Source organism: Methylopila musalis, assembly GCF_042679725.1.
Lineage (GTDB): Bacteria > Pseudomonadota > Alphaproteobacteria > Rhizobiales > Methylopilaceae > Methylopila > Methylopila musalis.
On record NZ_JBHTMX010000060.1, the window covers coordinates 1 to 15,559 of the forward strand.

General features: G+C 69.8%; 13 protein-coding genes, 1 tRNA gene and 2 pseudogenes. 3 read left to right on the forward strand and 13 right to left on the reverse strand.

The annotated features are described in order from the left end of the window. The 4 genes and pseudogenes from ACFQ4O_RS08745 to ACFQ4O_RS08760 all read right to left on the reverse strand — a co-directional run. Positions 1 to 401, reverse strand: a pseudogene (locus ACFQ4O_RS08745) (hypothetical protein); the annotation flags it as partial. After that, entirely contained in the window at positions 388 to 1,776 is a 1,389-nt protein-coding gene (locus ACFQ4O_RS08750; protein WP_378775317.1) for a family 2B encapsulin nanocompartment shell protein, read from the reverse strand. The pseudogene ACFQ4O_RS08745 and the gene ACFQ4O_RS08750, both read right to left, overlap by 14 nt. Positions 1,777 to 1,834: 58 nt before the next feature. Next, positions 1,835 to 2,668, reverse strand: a complete 834-nt coding sequence (gene cysE, locus ACFQ4O_RS08755) for a serine O-acetyltransferase (RefSeq protein WP_378775318.1) — start codon at positions 2,666 to 2,668, stop codon at positions 1,835 to 1,837. A gap of 345 nt (positions 2,669 to 3,013) precedes the next feature. Then, complete coding sequence (locus ACFQ4O_RS08760; protein WP_378775319.1) at positions 3,014 to 3,997, reverse strand: DUF808 domain-containing protein; 984 nt, start codon at positions 3,995 to 3,997, stop codon at positions 3,014 to 3,016. 406 nt (positions 3,998 to 4,403) lie between these two features. On the opposite strand from ACFQ4O_RS08760, the gene ACFQ4O_RS08765 reads away from it, so the two are divergent. Next, entirely contained in the window at positions 4,404 to 6,914 is a 2,511-nt protein-coding gene (locus ACFQ4O_RS08765) for a TonB-dependent receptor (RefSeq protein ID WP_378775320.1), read from the forward strand. 111 nt (positions 6,915 to 7,025) lie between these two features. Here ACFQ4O_RS08765 and ACFQ4O_RS08770 read toward each other — a convergent pair whose 3' ends face one another. From ACFQ4O_RS08770 to ACFQ4O_RS08785, 4 genes are all read right to left on the reverse strand, one after another. Next, a complete protein-coding gene (locus ACFQ4O_RS08770) occupies positions 7,026 to 7,529 on the reverse strand; it encodes a GNAT family N-acetyltransferase (protein WP_378775321.1) in 504 nt (167 codons plus the stop codon). A gap of 13 nt (positions 7,530 to 7,542) precedes the next feature. Continuing rightward, positions 7,543 to 8,133 carry a PopZ family protein gene (locus ACFQ4O_RS08775; protein ID WP_378775322.1) on the reverse strand — a complete coding sequence of 197 codons (591 nt, stop codon included), beginning with the start codon at positions 8,131 to 8,133 and terminating at the stop codon, positions 7,543 to 7,545. A gap of 138 nt (positions 8,134 to 8,271) precedes the next feature. Next, positions 8,272 to 9,699, reverse strand: coding sequence for a TolC family outer membrane protein (locus ACFQ4O_RS08780; protein ID WP_378775323.1), 1,428 nt, complete (start codon positions 9,697 to 9,699; stop codon positions 8,272 to 8,274). Between the two features lie 160 nt (positions 9,700 to 9,859). Then, positions 9,860 to 10,504: a protein-L-isoaspartate O-methyltransferase family protein gene (locus ACFQ4O_RS08785; RefSeq protein ID WP_378775324.1), complete on the reverse strand. Its 645-nt coding sequence runs from the start codon at positions 10,502 to 10,504 to the stop codon at positions 9,860 to 9,862. Between the two features lie 188 nt (positions 10,505 to 10,692). On the opposite strand from ACFQ4O_RS08785, the gene ACFQ4O_RS08790 reads away from it, so the two are divergent. Then, positions 10,693 to 10,766 (forward strand) — tRNA-Cys (locus tag ACFQ4O_RS08790). 413 nt (positions 10,767 to 11,179) lie between these two features. Further along, positions 11,180 to 11,497, forward strand: a complete 318-nt coding sequence (locus ACFQ4O_RS08795) for a hypothetical protein (protein ID WP_378775325.1) — start codon at positions 11,180 to 11,182, stop codon at positions 11,495 to 11,497. A 12-nt stretch (positions 11,498 to 11,509) separates the two neighbouring features. Here ACFQ4O_RS08795 and ACFQ4O_RS08800 read toward each other — a convergent pair whose 3' ends face one another. The 5 genes and pseudogenes from ACFQ4O_RS08800 to ACFQ4O_RS08820 all read right to left on the reverse strand — a co-directional run. Then, a complete protein-coding gene (locus ACFQ4O_RS08800) occupies positions 11,510 to 12,775 on the reverse strand; it encodes a lytic murein transglycosylase (protein ID WP_378775326.1) in 1,266 nt (421 codons plus the stop codon). Between the two features lie 143 nt (positions 12,776 to 12,918). Next, positions 12,919 to 14,631, reverse strand: coding sequence for an urease subunit alpha (gene ureC / locus ACFQ4O_RS08805; protein WP_378775327.1), 1,713 nt, complete (start codon positions 14,629 to 14,631; stop codon positions 12,919 to 12,921). 51 nt (positions 14,632 to 14,682) lie between these two features. Next, positions 14,683 to 14,988 carry an urease subunit beta gene (locus tag ACFQ4O_RS08810; protein ID WP_378775328.1) on the reverse strand — a complete coding sequence of 102 codons (306 nt, stop codon included), beginning with the start codon at positions 14,986 to 14,988 and terminating at the stop codon, positions 14,683 to 14,685. Between the two features lie 10 nt (positions 14,989 to 14,998). Beyond that, positions 14,999 to 15,301 (reverse strand): urease subunit gamma, encoded by a 303-nt coding sequence (locus ACFQ4O_RS08815; protein WP_378775329.1) that lies wholly within the window; start codon positions 15,299 to 15,301, stop codon positions 14,999 to 15,001. A 20-nt stretch (positions 15,302 to 15,321) separates the two neighbouring features. Beyond that, a pseudogene (locus ACFQ4O_RS08820) lies at positions 15,322 to 15,559 on the reverse strand (hypothetical protein); the annotation flags it as partial.

Here is a 15,559-nt window from a genome sequence, read left to right on the forward strand (position 1 = left end):
AGCGCCGCCCCGCCCGCGCCCCGCGCCAGAAGCCCGGGCGCCAGAGCGTCGAGCACGGCGTTGGCGCGCGGATGGTCCTGCGCGAAGGACGGATAGAGATCGCCCAGCGTGGTCGGCGGGGTGAGGCCGCCGAAGACCGGCGCGGTCTCGCCGCTGCGAAGCGGTTCGATGGTCGGATGGACCGACGGCGCGCCGCCGCCGAGCGCGGGGCCGGCCGACGGCGCCTCCGGAAGCGACGGGATCGCCGGCGCTCCCCCGGCGTTGAAGCCGGGGGACTGGACGGCGCTTGGGGCGCCGTCCGCATAGAGTTCGTTCGCGAGCCGCGCGATCAGCCCGGTGTGGAACGCCGCGCCCGGATCCGGCGCGGCGTTCCCGAGCGTGAGGACCTCACGCGTAGTCATAGTAGTTGCCCAGCAGCACGTTATCGAGACGGGCGATGGCGTCTTCCACCAGCACCGCCGCCGAGAAGTAGCGGGTGACGAGGTGCGAGGCGATGGAGTGCTCGTTGGTGCCGGAATAGCGCACCGAGAGGCCGGCCTCGACTTCGCCCGTCACGCCCGACTTCTGCAGGCCGACCACGCCCTGCTCGCCCTCGCCGACCCGCAGCAGCAGGATCTGGCTCGACGCCGCGCCGGTGTGGGGATCGACCGTGATCGGCACCTTGTCGCTCGGCACCAGCGGCACGCCGCGCCAGGTGATGAAGGGCGAGCCGAACAGATGCACCACCACCGGCGGCACGCCGCGGCGGGTGGCCTCGCGCCCGAAGGCGGCGATGGCGCGGGGATGGGCGATGAAGAAGGCCGGCTTCTTCCAGATGAGGCTCAGCAGCTCATCGAGATCGTCCGGGGTCGGCGGGCCGCTGCGGGTGGTCACCTGATAGCGCGGGTGAACCTCATGCAGCAGGCCGAACTCGCGGTTGTTCAGGATCTCCCATTCCTCGCGCTCCTTCACGGCGTCGACCACGAGGCGCACCTGCTCGCGCAGCTGGTCGATCTCGTTGGAGTAGAGGTCCGTGATGCGGGTGTGGGTCTGCAGCACGGTCTGGATCGTGGAGAGGTGATACTCGCGCGGGTTCTCCTCGTAGTCCACGAAGGTGGTGGGCAGGCGCGGCTCGCCCGCATGCACCGTGCGCAGCTCGATACCCTGCTCGCCGTAGGGGTTGGCGTGGTCCTTGAGCCGCTCCGTCTCCTCCACGTGGCGGGCGATCTGGGCGCGCACGATCTCGCCGTCGAAGGCGTCGGCGTCGATCGCGAGCAGCGTCACGGCGGAGAGCGCCTTGGCGTGCGGGCTGGCGCCGGCCTCGCCCGAGATGGCGGCGTCGCCGAAATAGTCGCCGCTGCCGGCGAGGCCGTGACGCAGGCGGCCCTTGAACGGGCCGGCGAAGGTCAGCTCCACCGCGCCCTCCACCACCACGTAGAAGATCTTCGCGGTCTCGCCCTGCTCGAGGATGGTCTCGCCGGCCTTGAAGCGGACCACCTTGGCGCTGGAGGCGATGGAGGCGAACTCGGCGTCGCCCACCCGGCTCAGCAGCGGCACGTTGCGCAGGCTTGCCGGACGGATCGCCGGCTCCTCGCCGGACTGGTCGAAGGCGATGCGGCCCGGCTGGGCCAGAACCACCTTGCGGCGGTTCACGCGGTAGACGCCGCCCGCGACATCCACCCAGGGAAGAAGCTTATGCACCCATCGCGGCGTGTTTGCCGCGTTCTGCACCGACGTGACGGTCGCGGTCGCAAGATTGCGCGCGGCCGAAGCGCTGACGCTGAGACCAGAACTCATGTCTTAAAAACCCCGTTGTCAGGAAGAGAGAACGTCGCGCCCGTGAGGGACGCGGCGATCAGATGCCCTCGCCGTAGCTGCCGAACATCTGATCGAGACTGAAGGCGGGCGTGCCGCCGGTGGCGCCGATGACGCGCGCGGGCACGCCGGCGACGGTGGTGTGGGCCGGCACGTCGTGGAGAACCACGGCCGCGGCGGCGACCCGGGCGCCCTCACCCACCCGGATGTTGCCGAGCACCTTGGCGCCGACGCTGAGCAGCACGCCGCGCTCGATCTTCGGGTGGCGGTCGCCGCTCTGCTTGCCGCTGCCGCCGAGCGTGACCGACTGGAGGATCGATACGTCGTCGGCGACCACCGTGGTCTCGCCGATCACGAGCGCCGTGGCGTGATCCAGGAACACGCCGCCGCCGATCTGGGCGGCGGGATGGATGTCCGCGCCGAACACTTCCGAGATGCGGCTCTGGAGGTGCAGCGCGAGCGTCGCGCGCCCCTCGTGCCAGAGCCAGTGGGCGACGCGATGGGCCTCGAGCGCGGCAAGGCCCTTGTAGAACAGGAACGGATCGAGGAAGCGGCGGCAGGCCGGGTCCCGCTCGCGGATGGCGCGGAGGTCGCGCACCACGTTCAGCCGCGCCGGCGGGTTGGCTGAGAAGGCCGAAACGCAGAGGTCCCGCACCGCGAGTCGCGGCAGGTCGCCGTCGCCCAGCCGATGCGCCAGCCGGTGCGCGAAGGCGCGCCAGATGTCGCGCTGGTCGAGAATGGTGGCCTGGATCAGGCCCGCGTAGAGCGGCTCCTCGATGATCGCGGCTTCGGCTTCGGCGCGCAGTTCGGCCCAGAGACTGGCCGCGTCCTGCTGCTTGGCGGCGCTTTCGAGCTGGAGAACGTCAGCGACCATGGCGCGCCGTCCTCAGCGTCGCCGCATGCGCCCGGCGAACGCCCGACGGCGCCCGAAACGTCGGCGTCGCGTTCGCCTGATGCCCGTTCGCTCTCGCCATGCGTTCGCCCCGTCCCCTGTTGCAATCACGATTGGACAAGCCGGCCAAACCGCCGTCAATATTTTTCTACATAAAATCTGGATTTAGTAGAAAGACTGACGCGTCGTTTTGCGATTGCGATCCGGCGTCCTCGCGGCGCGCCGGACAGCGGCCGTCGACGGCCGCAGGGGTACGACGCCGATCATGACAGGAGAAAAACAGCCGCCCCGCGCGGGCGGCTGTCGGGCATGCGCGGGGCGGGACGCTCAGTGCGCGGGCGCGGCGCGGGCCTTGGTGAACCGGCGCACCAGCGGCGCGAGCGCATAGCCCACGACGGGAATGAGCGCCGCGCCGAGCAAAAGGCCGAACAGGCCTGAGCCGACCGCCGTGACCAGCCATTCCACCGCGCCGGACGCCGCCGGGATGAGGCGCGCCGCGGCCACCGCGATGTCGTGGATGAGGTGCGCCGGCGCGGTCACGCCATAGACCTCGAGCCCGTGCGCGACGATGCCGCCGCCGACCCACAGCATGGCCGCGGTGCCGAGAATCGCGAGGCCCTTGAGGAAGACGGGCATGCTCGCCACCAGCCCGCGCCCGAAGGCCCGCGCCACGCCGGGGGCGCTCTCGTTCTTGGCGAGCGCAAGGCCGACGTCGTCCGCCTTCACGATCACCGCCACCGCGCCGTAGACGCCGGCGGTGATGGCGACGCCGACGCCGATCAGGATCGCCGCCTGCATCCAGAAATTCGCCTCGGGCACCACGGACAGCGTGATCGCCATGATCTCGGCCGAGAGAATGAAGTCGGTCTTCACCGCGCTTGCGACGCGCTGGTCCTCAAGCGCCTGCGGATCCTCCGGCGCGCCGAGCTTCTGCTCATGGGCGTGCGCCTTGTGGGGCGCGATGACCTCGTAGATCTTCTCGGCGCCCTCGTAGCAGAGGTAGAGGCCGCCCAGCATCAGCAGCGGATTGATCGCCCAGGGCGCGAAGGCGCTCAGCGCCAGCGCGATCGGCGTCAGGATCAGCACCTTGTTCTTCAGCGACCCGCGCGCGATGCGCCAGACGATCGGCAGTTCCCGGGCGGCGGCGAAGCCGACCAGATAGCGCGGGGTGACGGCGGCGTCGTCGATCACCACGCCGGCCGCCTTGGCGCCCGCCTTGGCCGCCTGCGCCGCCACGTCGTCGAGCGAGGCGGCGGCCATCTTGGCGATGGCCGCCACGTCATCGAGAAGCGCGATCAGTCCGATGCTCATGTGGCTGGTCCCCCGGCGCCGATCCGGTCGGCGATCGGCGACAGTATAGAGCGCCGCGCCGGAACGTGGACCGCTGAGACGTCAGGCCGCGGATGCGGTCGCAGCGGTCGCAGACGGGGCCACACGCGAGCGGACGCCGTCACCAGCACGGTTCGGGAGATCATGCGCGCCGCAGATCGAATGAGAGCATGGCGCGACCCCGAAGCTTAAGCGCGCAGCCGACTCGAGATGTGGCCCGCAATGGCAATTATTATCTTTCACTTATTATCTTATGTTGCTTATGAGCATCACATTGTTGCTATATGTCCCTCACGAAATAGGGAGAATTGCCGGTCGCCCCAACGCAGGCATAAAAGTGGCCAACACGAGTCGAACTCGTGGCTGTATGGGCCGGGGGAACCGCCAAATGCGTTCAGGAATCGCGCGCGCCGCACTGTTCGGCGCATCCGGGCTGGCTCTCGCTCTTGCGACGAGCGCGTTCGCGCAGGACGGCGCGATCGCGCTGCCGGAGATCGACGTCATCGGCTCGACCCCGCTCGGCGGCGACGGGCTGGACCGGGATAAGTTCCCGGCCAACGTGACCACCATCACCACCGATCAGCTCCGCGCCTCGCAGGAGCCGACGGTGCAGCGCGGCCTCGCCAACAGCACGCCGAGCGTTCACCTCTCGGACGTCACCGGCAACCCGTTCAACCAGGACCTGTTCTTCCGCGGCTTCCAGTCCTCGCAGCAGAACGGCGCGCCCCAGGGCCTCGCGGTCTACCAGAACGGCGTGCGCATCAACGAGGCCTTCGGCGACACGGTCAATTACGAGCTGATCCCGAAGGTCGCCATCGACCGCGTGGACGTGTGGACCAACAACCCGATCTTCGGCCTGAACGCGCTCGGCGGCGCCCTGAGCTTCCAGACCAAGAGCGGCTTCACCTTCGACGGCGTCGAGATCGAGGCCCAGGCCGGCTCCTTCGGCCGCTACGAGGGCAGCGCCCAGTGGGGCAAGCAGGTCGGCAACTGGGCGGGCTACCTCGCCATCGAGGGCGGCAAGGACGGCGGCTGGCGCGACTTCTCGGCCTCCAACTACAAGCGCGCCTTCGGCGACATCGGCTACCGCAACGAGAACGCCGAGATCCACTTTAACTTCTCGTACTCGGACTCCAAGCTCGGCGTGGTGGGCCCCACCCCGTTCCAGCTGCTGGATGAGCGCCGCCGCAACGTCTACACCGGCGACCAGATCAACGAAAACCAGATGGGCCTGCTGAACCTGCAGGGCAAGTTCCAGGTGACCGACGCCTGGTCCCTGCAGGCCAACGCCTATTACCGCCGCTACACCTCCGACCGCGTGGACGGCAACGACACCGACATCCGCGTTTGCGAGGACGATCCCACCAAGCTCTGCCTCGAAGCGGACGACTTCGGCGCGGAGGAGGGCGATCCCCGCCTGATCGTGCGCGACCGCGTCACCGGCCGGCCCGTGACCAACCCGGGCTTCCCGCTGGACGCGGACGACTTCGTCGCCGGCAACACGCCGGGCTCGATCGAGCGCTCCGCCATCCGCACCACGGGGGCCGGCGGCACGCTGCAGGCCACCAACGACAGTGAGATCTTCGGCCGCAAGAACCACTTCGTGGTCGGCGGCGCCTACGACTTCGGCAAGACCGATTTCCGCGGCTGGAGCGAGCTCTGCATCATCCCCGAAAACCTGCAGTGCATCGGGACCGGCGACTTCTACTACACCACCATTCCCGGCGGCATCCTGCCGGTCGATCTGACCGCCAAGAACCACTATGTGGGTCTTTACGCGATCAACACGCTCGACCTGACCGAGCAGCTCTCCGCCACCATCGGCGCGCGCTGGAACTACGCCCGGCTCATCATCAACGACAAGAGCCCGTACTTCCCGCAGGACGAGGACGGAAACCGGTTCGGCCCCAACCTGGACGGCAAGCACACCTTCCAGCGCTTCAACCCCATGGCGGGCCTGACCTACAAGTTCACGCCCGCCATCACCGGCTACGCCTCCTATTCGGAGACGAACCGCGCCCCGACCGCGCTGGAGCTCGGCTGCTCGAACCCGGACATCCCCTGCCCGCTCGAATCCACGCTGGTGTCCGATCCCCCGCTGGATCAGGTCGTCACCCGCACCGGCGAGGTAGGCGTGCGCGGCAAGCTCGACGTCGCCGGCGGCGTGCTGAACTGGAGTGCGGGCCTCTATCAGGCCAACAACAAGGACGACATCCTCAACGTCCCGAGCAACATCGCCGGCCGCGGCTACTTCGCCAACGTCGGCAAGACCCGCCGGCAGGGCGTGGAGCTCTCGGCCCAGTTCGCGACCGAGGCCTGGGCGGTCTACGCCAACTACGCCTATGTGGACGCGACCTTCCGCAAGGCCATCAACCTCGCCTCGCCCAACAACCCGAACTCCGAAGGCTATGGCGAAGACGACGACGATGATGACGATCGCGTCGCCGTCGCGGCGGCGGCCGCCGACGATCTTCGCGACGGCGAGATCCATGTGAAGAAGGGCGACCGGCTGACGGGCATCCCGGACCATCAGTTCAAGTTCGGCGCCGCCTATCGCGTCACGCCGAAGTGGACGGTCGGCATGGACGCCACCGTGATGAGCGGCCAGTACTATCTCGGCGACGAGAACAACTCGAACCCGAAGCTCGCCGGCTATGCGGTGTTCAACCTGAACACGTCCTACCAGGTCACCGAGGCGCTGCGCGTGTTCGGCGGCGTGAAGAACCTGTTCAACAAGAAGTACGCCACCAACGCGACCTTCTTCGAGACCGACGACATCAGCTTCCTGGAGCTCACCGACCCGCGCTCCATCACCCCGGCGCGTCCGCTGTCGCTCTATGTGGGCCTGAACCTGAAGTTCGGCGCCGACGCCGCCCCGGTGCTCGCCACCAAGTACTGATCCGCCCGACTGCACGGGCGACACGATCGAAGGCCGGCCTCCTCGCGGGGCCGGCCTTTTGCGTTTTGAGGACGAAGCAAAGGAAGGTCGACGCCGCTCCGCGCGGGCCGATCAGAGCCGCCGGTGCATCACCAGCGCGTCCACGACGCCGAGCGTCGGGTGCTCGAAGGCGTCCGGCAGCACGCCGACCGTGTCGAAGCCGAAGGAGCGCCACAGGCGCACCGCGCGGTCGTTGGTGCTGACCACGAAGTTGAACTGCATGGCGCGGAAGCCCCGGTACCGGGCGCGCGCCAGCGAGTGGGCGCAGAGCGCGCGGGCGACGCCCCGGCCGACAGCTTCGGGCGCGGTCACGTAGCCGCAATTCGCCACATGCGCGCCGCCGCCGCCCTGGTTCGCCCGGAGATAGGAGACGCCGAGCGCCCGGCCGCCGTCCTCCGCGAGATAGGTCTCGCGGTCGGGGGCGAGCCAGAGGGCGAGCGCCTCGGCTTTGGATATGTCGCGTGGCAGCGCGTAGGTCTCGCCCGCGCGCAGGGTCGGCCGGATGACGTCCCAGATGGCGTCGCCGTCGGAGGCGTCGGCGCGCCGGATGACGAGCGCGCCGTTCTCTTCCGTCATGGGAATCGGCGGATCAGCGGCCGCCGCGGGCGACGCGCTCGATCTCCTGCCGCACCAGCCGCTCCACCAGCGAGGGCAGATTGTCGTCCAGCCAGCTCTTGAGCAGCGGACGCAGCATCTCCTTCACCAGATCGTCGATCGTGCGCCCGTTGTTGGACAGGATCGTGTTGGCGAGCGAGCCGAAGGCCGCGCTCACCGCCTGATCGGTCGCCTGCGACAGCAGCCGGTCCTGCCCCGAGGACGGGGGAGGCGGCGGGGGCGCGAGATCCTGCACCTGCGGCGCGGGTTCGGCCGACATGTCGTCGGTCAGCTCGAACACGTCCACGTCGTGATCGAGTTCGATGCGGCCGCCGGCGCGCGTCGGGCCGTCGAACCGGCGCAGCTCGGGCTTCTCCGGCTCGGGCGCGGCGGGCTCGTCGAAGGACGCCAGCATGGCGTCGATGTCGTCCTGCCCCAGCGACGCCTTGGGCTCCAGCTTCTCCGCAGACTTCACGGCAGTCGTCTCCCTGGCGCCGGCGTTGGGTTCGTCGTCGGAGATGATGCGCCGGATGGAGGCCAGAATCTCCTCCATCGTCGGCTCATGCGCCCTCGCGGTGTTGCTCATTGTGTCTCCGCTCGCCGCCGGGAACGCCGGCGCAGCCGGTTACGAATCGGCGCCGGACGCCGTTCCCGTCCGCCGCGGAGTATCGCGCCTCCACGCCCCCGCGGACAAGCGGAGGACGCGGCTCGCCCACACCTGACGTCAGCGGCCGTCCGGGGTGCGCAGGCCGATCCACTTGTCGCGCACCTGATCGTAATGGACGTTCGGATCGTAGCGGACGACCTTCAGGCCGAGACGGTCGGCGGAGAGCCAGCCCACCGCCGACAGCAGCGCGTAGGAGGCGACCACCCGGTCGCGCTGGGCGACGATCAGCGCCTGACGCGCGTTCAGCAGGAACTGCTGCTGGTTGAGCACGTCGAGCGTGGTGCGCTGGCCGACCTTGGCCTCCTCGCGCACGCCGTTCAGGGCGGTTTGCGACGCCTCGATCTGGGCTTGGGCGGCGGTGATCTGCGCGGTCGCGCCCTGCACCTGCCCCCAGGCGGAGACCACCGCCTGCCGCACCTGATCGCGCGCCACGTCGGCCTCGAGCCGGCGCTGGCCCGCGGTCTCCTTGGCCTGACGGGCCTGCGAATAGACCGAGCCGCCCTCGTAGATCGGGATCGTCAGCCGGCCGACCACTGAGCCCGCGGTGATGTTCTTGTACGAGCTCTCGTCGTAGCGGCGCTGGAACGAGGCCTCCAGATTGAGCGAGGGCAGAAGCTGCCCCTCGACGACCCGGATCTGGAGCGTGGCGGCGTCCACGCCGTGGAAGGCGGCGCGGATGGCCGGGTGCTGAGCCTGGCTGAGGCCGATGGCCTGCGGCAGCGACTTCGGCAGCAGCTTGTCCACCGAGCGCGCGGTGCGGGGGCGGGAGATGTCCTCGCCCACGATCTGGCGGTAGGTGGCGCGGCTGGTGTTGAGCTGGGACTCCGCCGCGCTCACCTCGGAGCGCGCGCCCTGCAGCGCGGCCTCCGCCTGCGCGGTGTCGGTGCGCGTCACCTCGCCCACCTGGAAGCGCTCGCGCGCGGCGCGCAGCTCCTCCTCCAGCACCTGCACGTTGTTGCGGCGCACGTCGAGGATCGCGAAGTCCCGCAGCACGTCCATAAAGGCCTGGGCGGCGTCGAACAGCACGTTCTGCTCGGCGTTCCGCAGCGTCTCGCGTGCGCCGAGAATGTTCGATTCCGCGGTGCGGACGGAGTTCCGGGTCTGGAAGCCGTTGAAGACGTTCTGCTGCACCGCGACGCCGGCGCCGCGCGGATAGGTGGTCTCGCTCTGCGTGACGGTGGTCGTGGTCCCGAACCCCGTCGAGGTCTCGGCCTTGACGCGGGAGCGCTGGGCCCCGGCGTCCACGGTCGCGGAGACGATGGGGCGATAGCCCGACAGCGCCTGCGGAACCTGTTCGTCCACCGCGCGCACCTGCGCCCGCTGGGCGTTCAGCGTCGGGTTCGAACCGTAGGCGCGCGACAGCGCGCTTTCCAGCGTCTGGGCCGCAGCGCCGCCCGCCCAGCCGACCGAAAGAGCGGCGCCGAAGGCCACTGCGGACAGGCCAAGCGCTAGGCGCCTGCGGCGAGAGGCTTCGCTCGTCGACATGATACTCACCGGATTTCGAATGCCGCCGCCGGAATTTCCCGTTTCGGCCTGCATGACGCGTCCCGGAGGCATCCTAACGGCTTACCCATGACGGGAAAGCCGCCCGCTTGTCATTTGTCCACAAATGGCGAACAGGTGGCGCAACGGCGCCACAGGCGCCTTAAAGCGCGAACGCCTCCACCGGCTCGAAGCCGGGCAGGGTGGGCGCGGCGGCGTCGAAGGCTGCGACGCCGGTCAGCTCGGCCCCGGTCACGCGGAACACGGTGGCCTTGGTCGGCCGGGCGCGGCCCGCGGGCGCCACGATGCGGCCGTTCGGGGCAAGCTGGGACGCGAACGCGTCCAGCCCCTCGAACACCGCGCCGTCGAAGAAGATGATGTCGTAAGGCCCCTCGCCCGGCGCGCCGGCGGCGAGCCCGCCCTCGACCACGCTCACGCGGTCCACGCCAGCGAGCGCCTGCCGGGCGGCGTCGGCGAACGGCGCCTCCTCCAGCGCGACCACCGAGCCCGCCAGACGGGCGAAGATGGCGGCCGAATAGCCGAGGCCCGCGCCCACCACCAGCACGCGCTCGCCCTCCTTCGGGTCCGCAAGCTGCACCAGCTTGGCGAGAATCATCGGCTCCACCATGGCGCGCCCGCCCCCGAGCGGCGTGCGGACGTCGAGATAGGCGATGTCGCGCCGGTCGGCGGGCACGAAACGCTCGCGCTCCACAGCCAGAAAGGCGGCGAGCACACGACGATCGGTCACGTCGGCCACGCGAATCTGGCCATCGACCATGCCGGTGCGCAGGCGCTCGAACTCCGTCATTTCCGTCATCCTCACGTCGCAAACGGCTTGGCGCGCCGTCGCGCTCTGTTCTGCGCCACCGCCGGGCCGCTGGCAAGAACATGGCGTACTCGCGAGTTGCGGAGCCCCCGCCCCCGCGCTATGGAGGGCGCGCCGTTCCGCGAAGCCGTTTCGGGCGCTCGATCCGCCCACTCCTTCGCACAGCCCGAGGCCACGTGGCGGAATGGTTACGCAGAGGACTGCAAATCCTTGTATCCCGGTTCGATTCCGGGCGTGGCCTCCACTTTTTCCAGCCGCTTGACGCAGTTCCCCGCGACGGTTCGCGGAGCGCGTTTCCGCGCGCTGACAGGCATGTGACCGGCGCCGTCTGATCCGGGCGCGCGGGGCCCCGCCCGCCCGGCGGATTCGCGGGCGGTCGGTTCGATCTGCGATGTTGTGAGACAGGGCGGACGAAAAAAGCCCGCCGCGGCGGAGCCGGGCGGGCTGATCGCCATCGAGCCCGTGTCCAGCGATCCCGAAGCGATGAGGGGAGGCTAGCCGCGGCCCGGCTCACACGCACGTCACGAAGCCGCGGGGTGTTTGTGACCGATCCAATTCCAGACTGGGAGCCGGGCGGCGGCCGTCAGCGTTAACGCTTCGTCAACCAAGACCGGATTGGGTTCTGAGCGACCGACAACACGAATGTGGAGCGCGGCGATGACGACGATCAGCGTTGGCGAGATCATGGAGATCGCGGCGGGGGAGGCCGCGGCCTACGCCGCCGAGGGCGGCCCGGACCTGGACGAGCGCGTGACGGCGCTGGCGGAGCGGCTGGAGGGCCTGATCGATTCCCCGACCGTGAACGCCGCGCGCTACCTCACCGCGCTGATCGAGCGGCTCGACGCCGCGACCATCGCGCTCGCCGCCCCCGACGAGGCCAAGCGCGGCCAGCCGAGCGAGGCGGAGCTTCACAGCCAGCGGCTGTTCTTCGCCGCGCTCGGCGATCACTTCCGCCGGCGGCTCGAGGCCGCCTGAGCGCGGTCCGTCTCAGCGCCCGGCGGAGCGCACGGTCTCCGCGTCCGGCCAGCAAGTGGGCGCGAGCCCCCTCGCCTCCTGCCAGCGGCCGATGGCGACGCGGGTGCGAAACCCGACCAGCCCGTCGGGCTTGCCCACGTCGTAGCCGCGCGTCTGCAGCCGAAGCTGCATGGCCGCCACGTCCGCCCGGTCGAAGCCCTTGGCCGCCGCATGCCACGCGCCGCGGATGGGGCCGCCCTGGCCGTAGCGGTCCGCCAGATGGGCCACGAACAGGGCGTAGAGGTCGGACTCGTTGTACTGCTTGATGGCGTAGAAGTTCTCGGAGACGATGAACATCGGCCCCGCCCGGCCCGCCGGCGCCAGCAGGAATGTCTTGCGCCCCGCCTCCCCCGGCAGGTCGCCGCCATCGATCCGGCGCACGCCGAGCCGGCGCCATTCGCCGAGCGCGAGGCCCTGGTCCGGCCCCTCCAGCGTGCAGGAGACGGAAGCCGGCACGCTGGCCTCCCCGCCCCAGGCGCGCCCGCGCGTCCAGCCGTGAACCTGCATGTAATGAGCGATGGAGCCGATGGTGTCGGCGTTGGAGCGCCAGATGTCGCGCCGGCCGTCACCGTCCAGATCGACCGCGTTTTCGAGGAATTTGGACGGCAGGAACTGCGGCTGCCCCATGGCGCCGGCCCAGGAGCTCTTCATCTCGGCGCGGGTCAGATGATCGCCGTCGAGGATCTTCAGCGCCGCGATCAGCTCGGGGAAGAACCGCTCCTTGCGCGCGCCCATGAAGCTCTGGGTGGCGAGATTGCGGATGGCGTCGCCCCGGATCGGAACCGAGCCGTAGCGGGACTCCCGCGCCCAGATGGCGGCCACGATCTCCTTCGGCACGCCGTAGCGTTTCTCGGCTTCCGCGAAGGCGCGGGCGTCCGCCGCGAGGCGCTTGCGCCCCTCCGGGATCAGCCCGGCGAGGTTCGCCTCCGCCACATAGCGCGCAGGGTCGGAGAACTCCGGCTGGCGCTGCGGCCCCTGATGCTTCGGCGCGCCGGGAGGCGCGAGATCGGGCAGCGACCAGTCCAGCGTCACGCCGGCGAAGGCCTCGTCGAAGGCGCGCTCGCCCACGCCCGCCTTGCGCGCGGCGGGCAGCACGGCGCTCCTCAGCCAGCTCTGGAACGAGGCTTCGACCGCAGGCCGTTGGGCGGCCGGAAACTCCTGCGCCGTGGCAGGGGAAACGAAAGTGAGAAGCCCGAGGAAGACGGCCGCCACCTTTGTCAGAGACCGCGTGGCTGGCATCGAAGACTTTGCCGGAAAGCCGTCATGCCCGGCGAACGCCGGGCATCCACGACTGTCCGCATGCCGACTGCCCCAGCGCTCACGTCGTGGATGCCCGAGACAAGCTCGGGCATGACGCAGGAGCCGGTGGATCAGACCGACCTTCAGAACAGGAAGTAGCGCTGGGCCATGGGCAGCACGTCGGCCGGTTCGCATGTGAGAAGCTCCCCGTCGGCGCGCACGTCGTAGGTTTCGGGATCGACCTCGATCACCGGCGTGGCGTCGTTCAGAATCATGCTCGCCTTGGATATCCCGCCGCGGGTGTTGGAGACAGCCACGAGTTCGCGCGTCAGCCCAAGCTTCTGCTTCAGCCCCGCGTCCAGCGCCGCCTGGCTGACGAAGGTGACGGAGGATTTCAGCAGCGAGCGGCCGAGCGCGCCGAACATGGGCCGGTAATGCACCGGCTGCGGAGTGGGGATGGAGGCGTTGGGGTCGCCCATGGGCGCCATGACGATGACCCCCATCTTCAGCACCAGATCCGGCTTCACCATGAAGAAGGCCGGCGACCACAGCACCAGATCGGCGAGCTTGCCCTCCGTGACCGAGCCCACATGGGGCGAGATCCCGTGGGCGATGGCGGGGTTGATGGTAACTTTGGCGATGTAGCGGCGCACGCGCAGGTTGTCGTTGTCGCCGCTCTCCTCCTTCAGCCGCCCGCGCTGGACCTTCATCTTGTGCGCGGTCTGGAAGGTGCGCAGCCCCACCTCGCCCACCCGGCCCATGGCCTGGCTGTCGGACGAGATGATGGAGAGCGCGCCGAGGTCGTGCAGGATGTCCTCGGCCGCGATCGTCTCCTTGCGGATGCGGCTCTCGGCGAAGGCCACGTCCTCGGCGATGGAGGCGTCGAGGTGGTGGCACACCATGAGCATGTCGAGATGCTCGTCCAGCGTGTTCACCGTGTAAGGCCGGGTCGGGTTGGTGGAGGACGGGATGACGTTTTTCAGCCCCGCCACCTTGATGATGTCCGGCGCGTGGCCGCCGCCCGCGCCTTCGGTGTGGAAGGCGTGGATGGTGCGGCCCCGGAAGGCGCCGACGGTGTCTTCCACGAAGCCGCTCTCGTTCAGCGTGTCGGTGTGGATCATCACCTGCACGTCGAGTTCGTCCGCGACCGAGAGGCAGCAGTCGATGGCGGCGGGCGTGGTGCCCCAGTCCTCGTGCAGCTTGAGGGCGGCGGCCCCGCCGAGAATCTGCTCTTCCAGCGCGGCGGGCAGCGAGGCGTTGCCCTTGCCCGCGAACAGCAGGTTCACCGGCAGCGCCTCGGCGGCCTCGATCATCCGCGCCAGATGCCACGGCCCCGGCGTGCAGGTGGTGGCCGCCGTGCCGGTGGCGGGCCCCGTGCCGCCGCCGATCATGGTGGTGACGCCGGAGCACAGCGCGTCGTCCACCTGCTGGGGGCAGATGAAATGGATGTGGGCGTCGATCAGACCGGCGGTGAGGATCTTGCCCTCGCCCGCGATCACCTCGGTGCCCGGCCCGACCACGATGTCGACGCCCGGCTGCACGTCCGGATTGCCGGCCTTGCCGATCTTCGCGATGCGCCCGTCCTTCAGGCCCACATCCGCCTTCACGATCCCGGAATGGTCGATGATCAGCGCGTTGGTGATCACGGTGTCCACCGCGCCCTGCGCCCGGCTCGCCTGCGACTGGCCCATGCCGTCGCGGATCACCTTGCCGCCGCCGAACTTCACCTCCTCGCCATAGGTGGTGAAGTCCTTCTCCACCTCGACGATCAGTTCGGTGTCGGCGAGCCGCAGGCGGTCGCCGACGGTCGGCCCGAACATGTCGGCATAGGCGGAGCGGGAAATCCTGGCGGGCATGGGCGCGGTCCCGTTGTGAGCGTCAGCGATGGCGGCGGGAGGAAACGGCGGTCACAACGACCCCATCACATCGCCGCGGAAGCCGAACACCTTCCGGTCGCCGGCGAAGGGCACCAGCGTGACCTCCCGGCTCTGGCCGGGCTCGAACCGCACCGCCGTGCCGGCGGCGATGTCGAGCCGCAGGCCGCGGGCGGCGGCGCGGTCGAAGGCGAGCGCGGCGTTGGTCTCGGCGAAATGATAGTGGCTGCCCACCTGCACCGGCCGGTCGCCGGTGTTCGCCACCTCCAGCGTCACCGCCCGCGCGCCGGCGTTGAGCTCGATGTCGCCGTCGGCGGGAAAGATCTCTCCGGGGATCATGCGGCGTTCCTCAGCGGATCGGCTGGTGGACGGTGACGAGCTTGGTGCCGTCCGGGAAGGTCGCCTCCACCTGCACGTCGTGGATCATCTCGGGCACGCCCTCCATCACCTGCTCGCGGGTCAGCACCTTCGCGCCGGCGGCCATGAGGTCGGAGACGGAGCGGCCGTCGCGGGCGCCCTCCACCACGAAATCCGCGATCAGCGCCACCGCTTCCGGGTGGTTGAGCTTCACCCCGCGCTCCAGCCGCCGCCGCGCCACCAGGGCGGCCATGCTGATCAGCAGCTTGTCCTTTTCGCGGGGGGTCAGGTTCATCGCGGGATCATCCTCGGCGGCTAGAACGCGAACAGGCGGGGCGGGCGGCGCCCGGACAGGCTTTCGACGGCGCGGCCCAGAGCGCGCCGCAGAGCCGGCGCCGAGCGAGCCACGAAGCGCGCCGCCACGCAACCGTCGAAGGCGCTGGCGCCCCATTCCACCTCCGCGGGATCGAGCGCCGCGCGCAAGGGCGCGAGCCGCGCCTCGGATTGGGGCCCGACCAGCAGCAGGCTCGCGACCGCGACCGCGCCGTCGCCG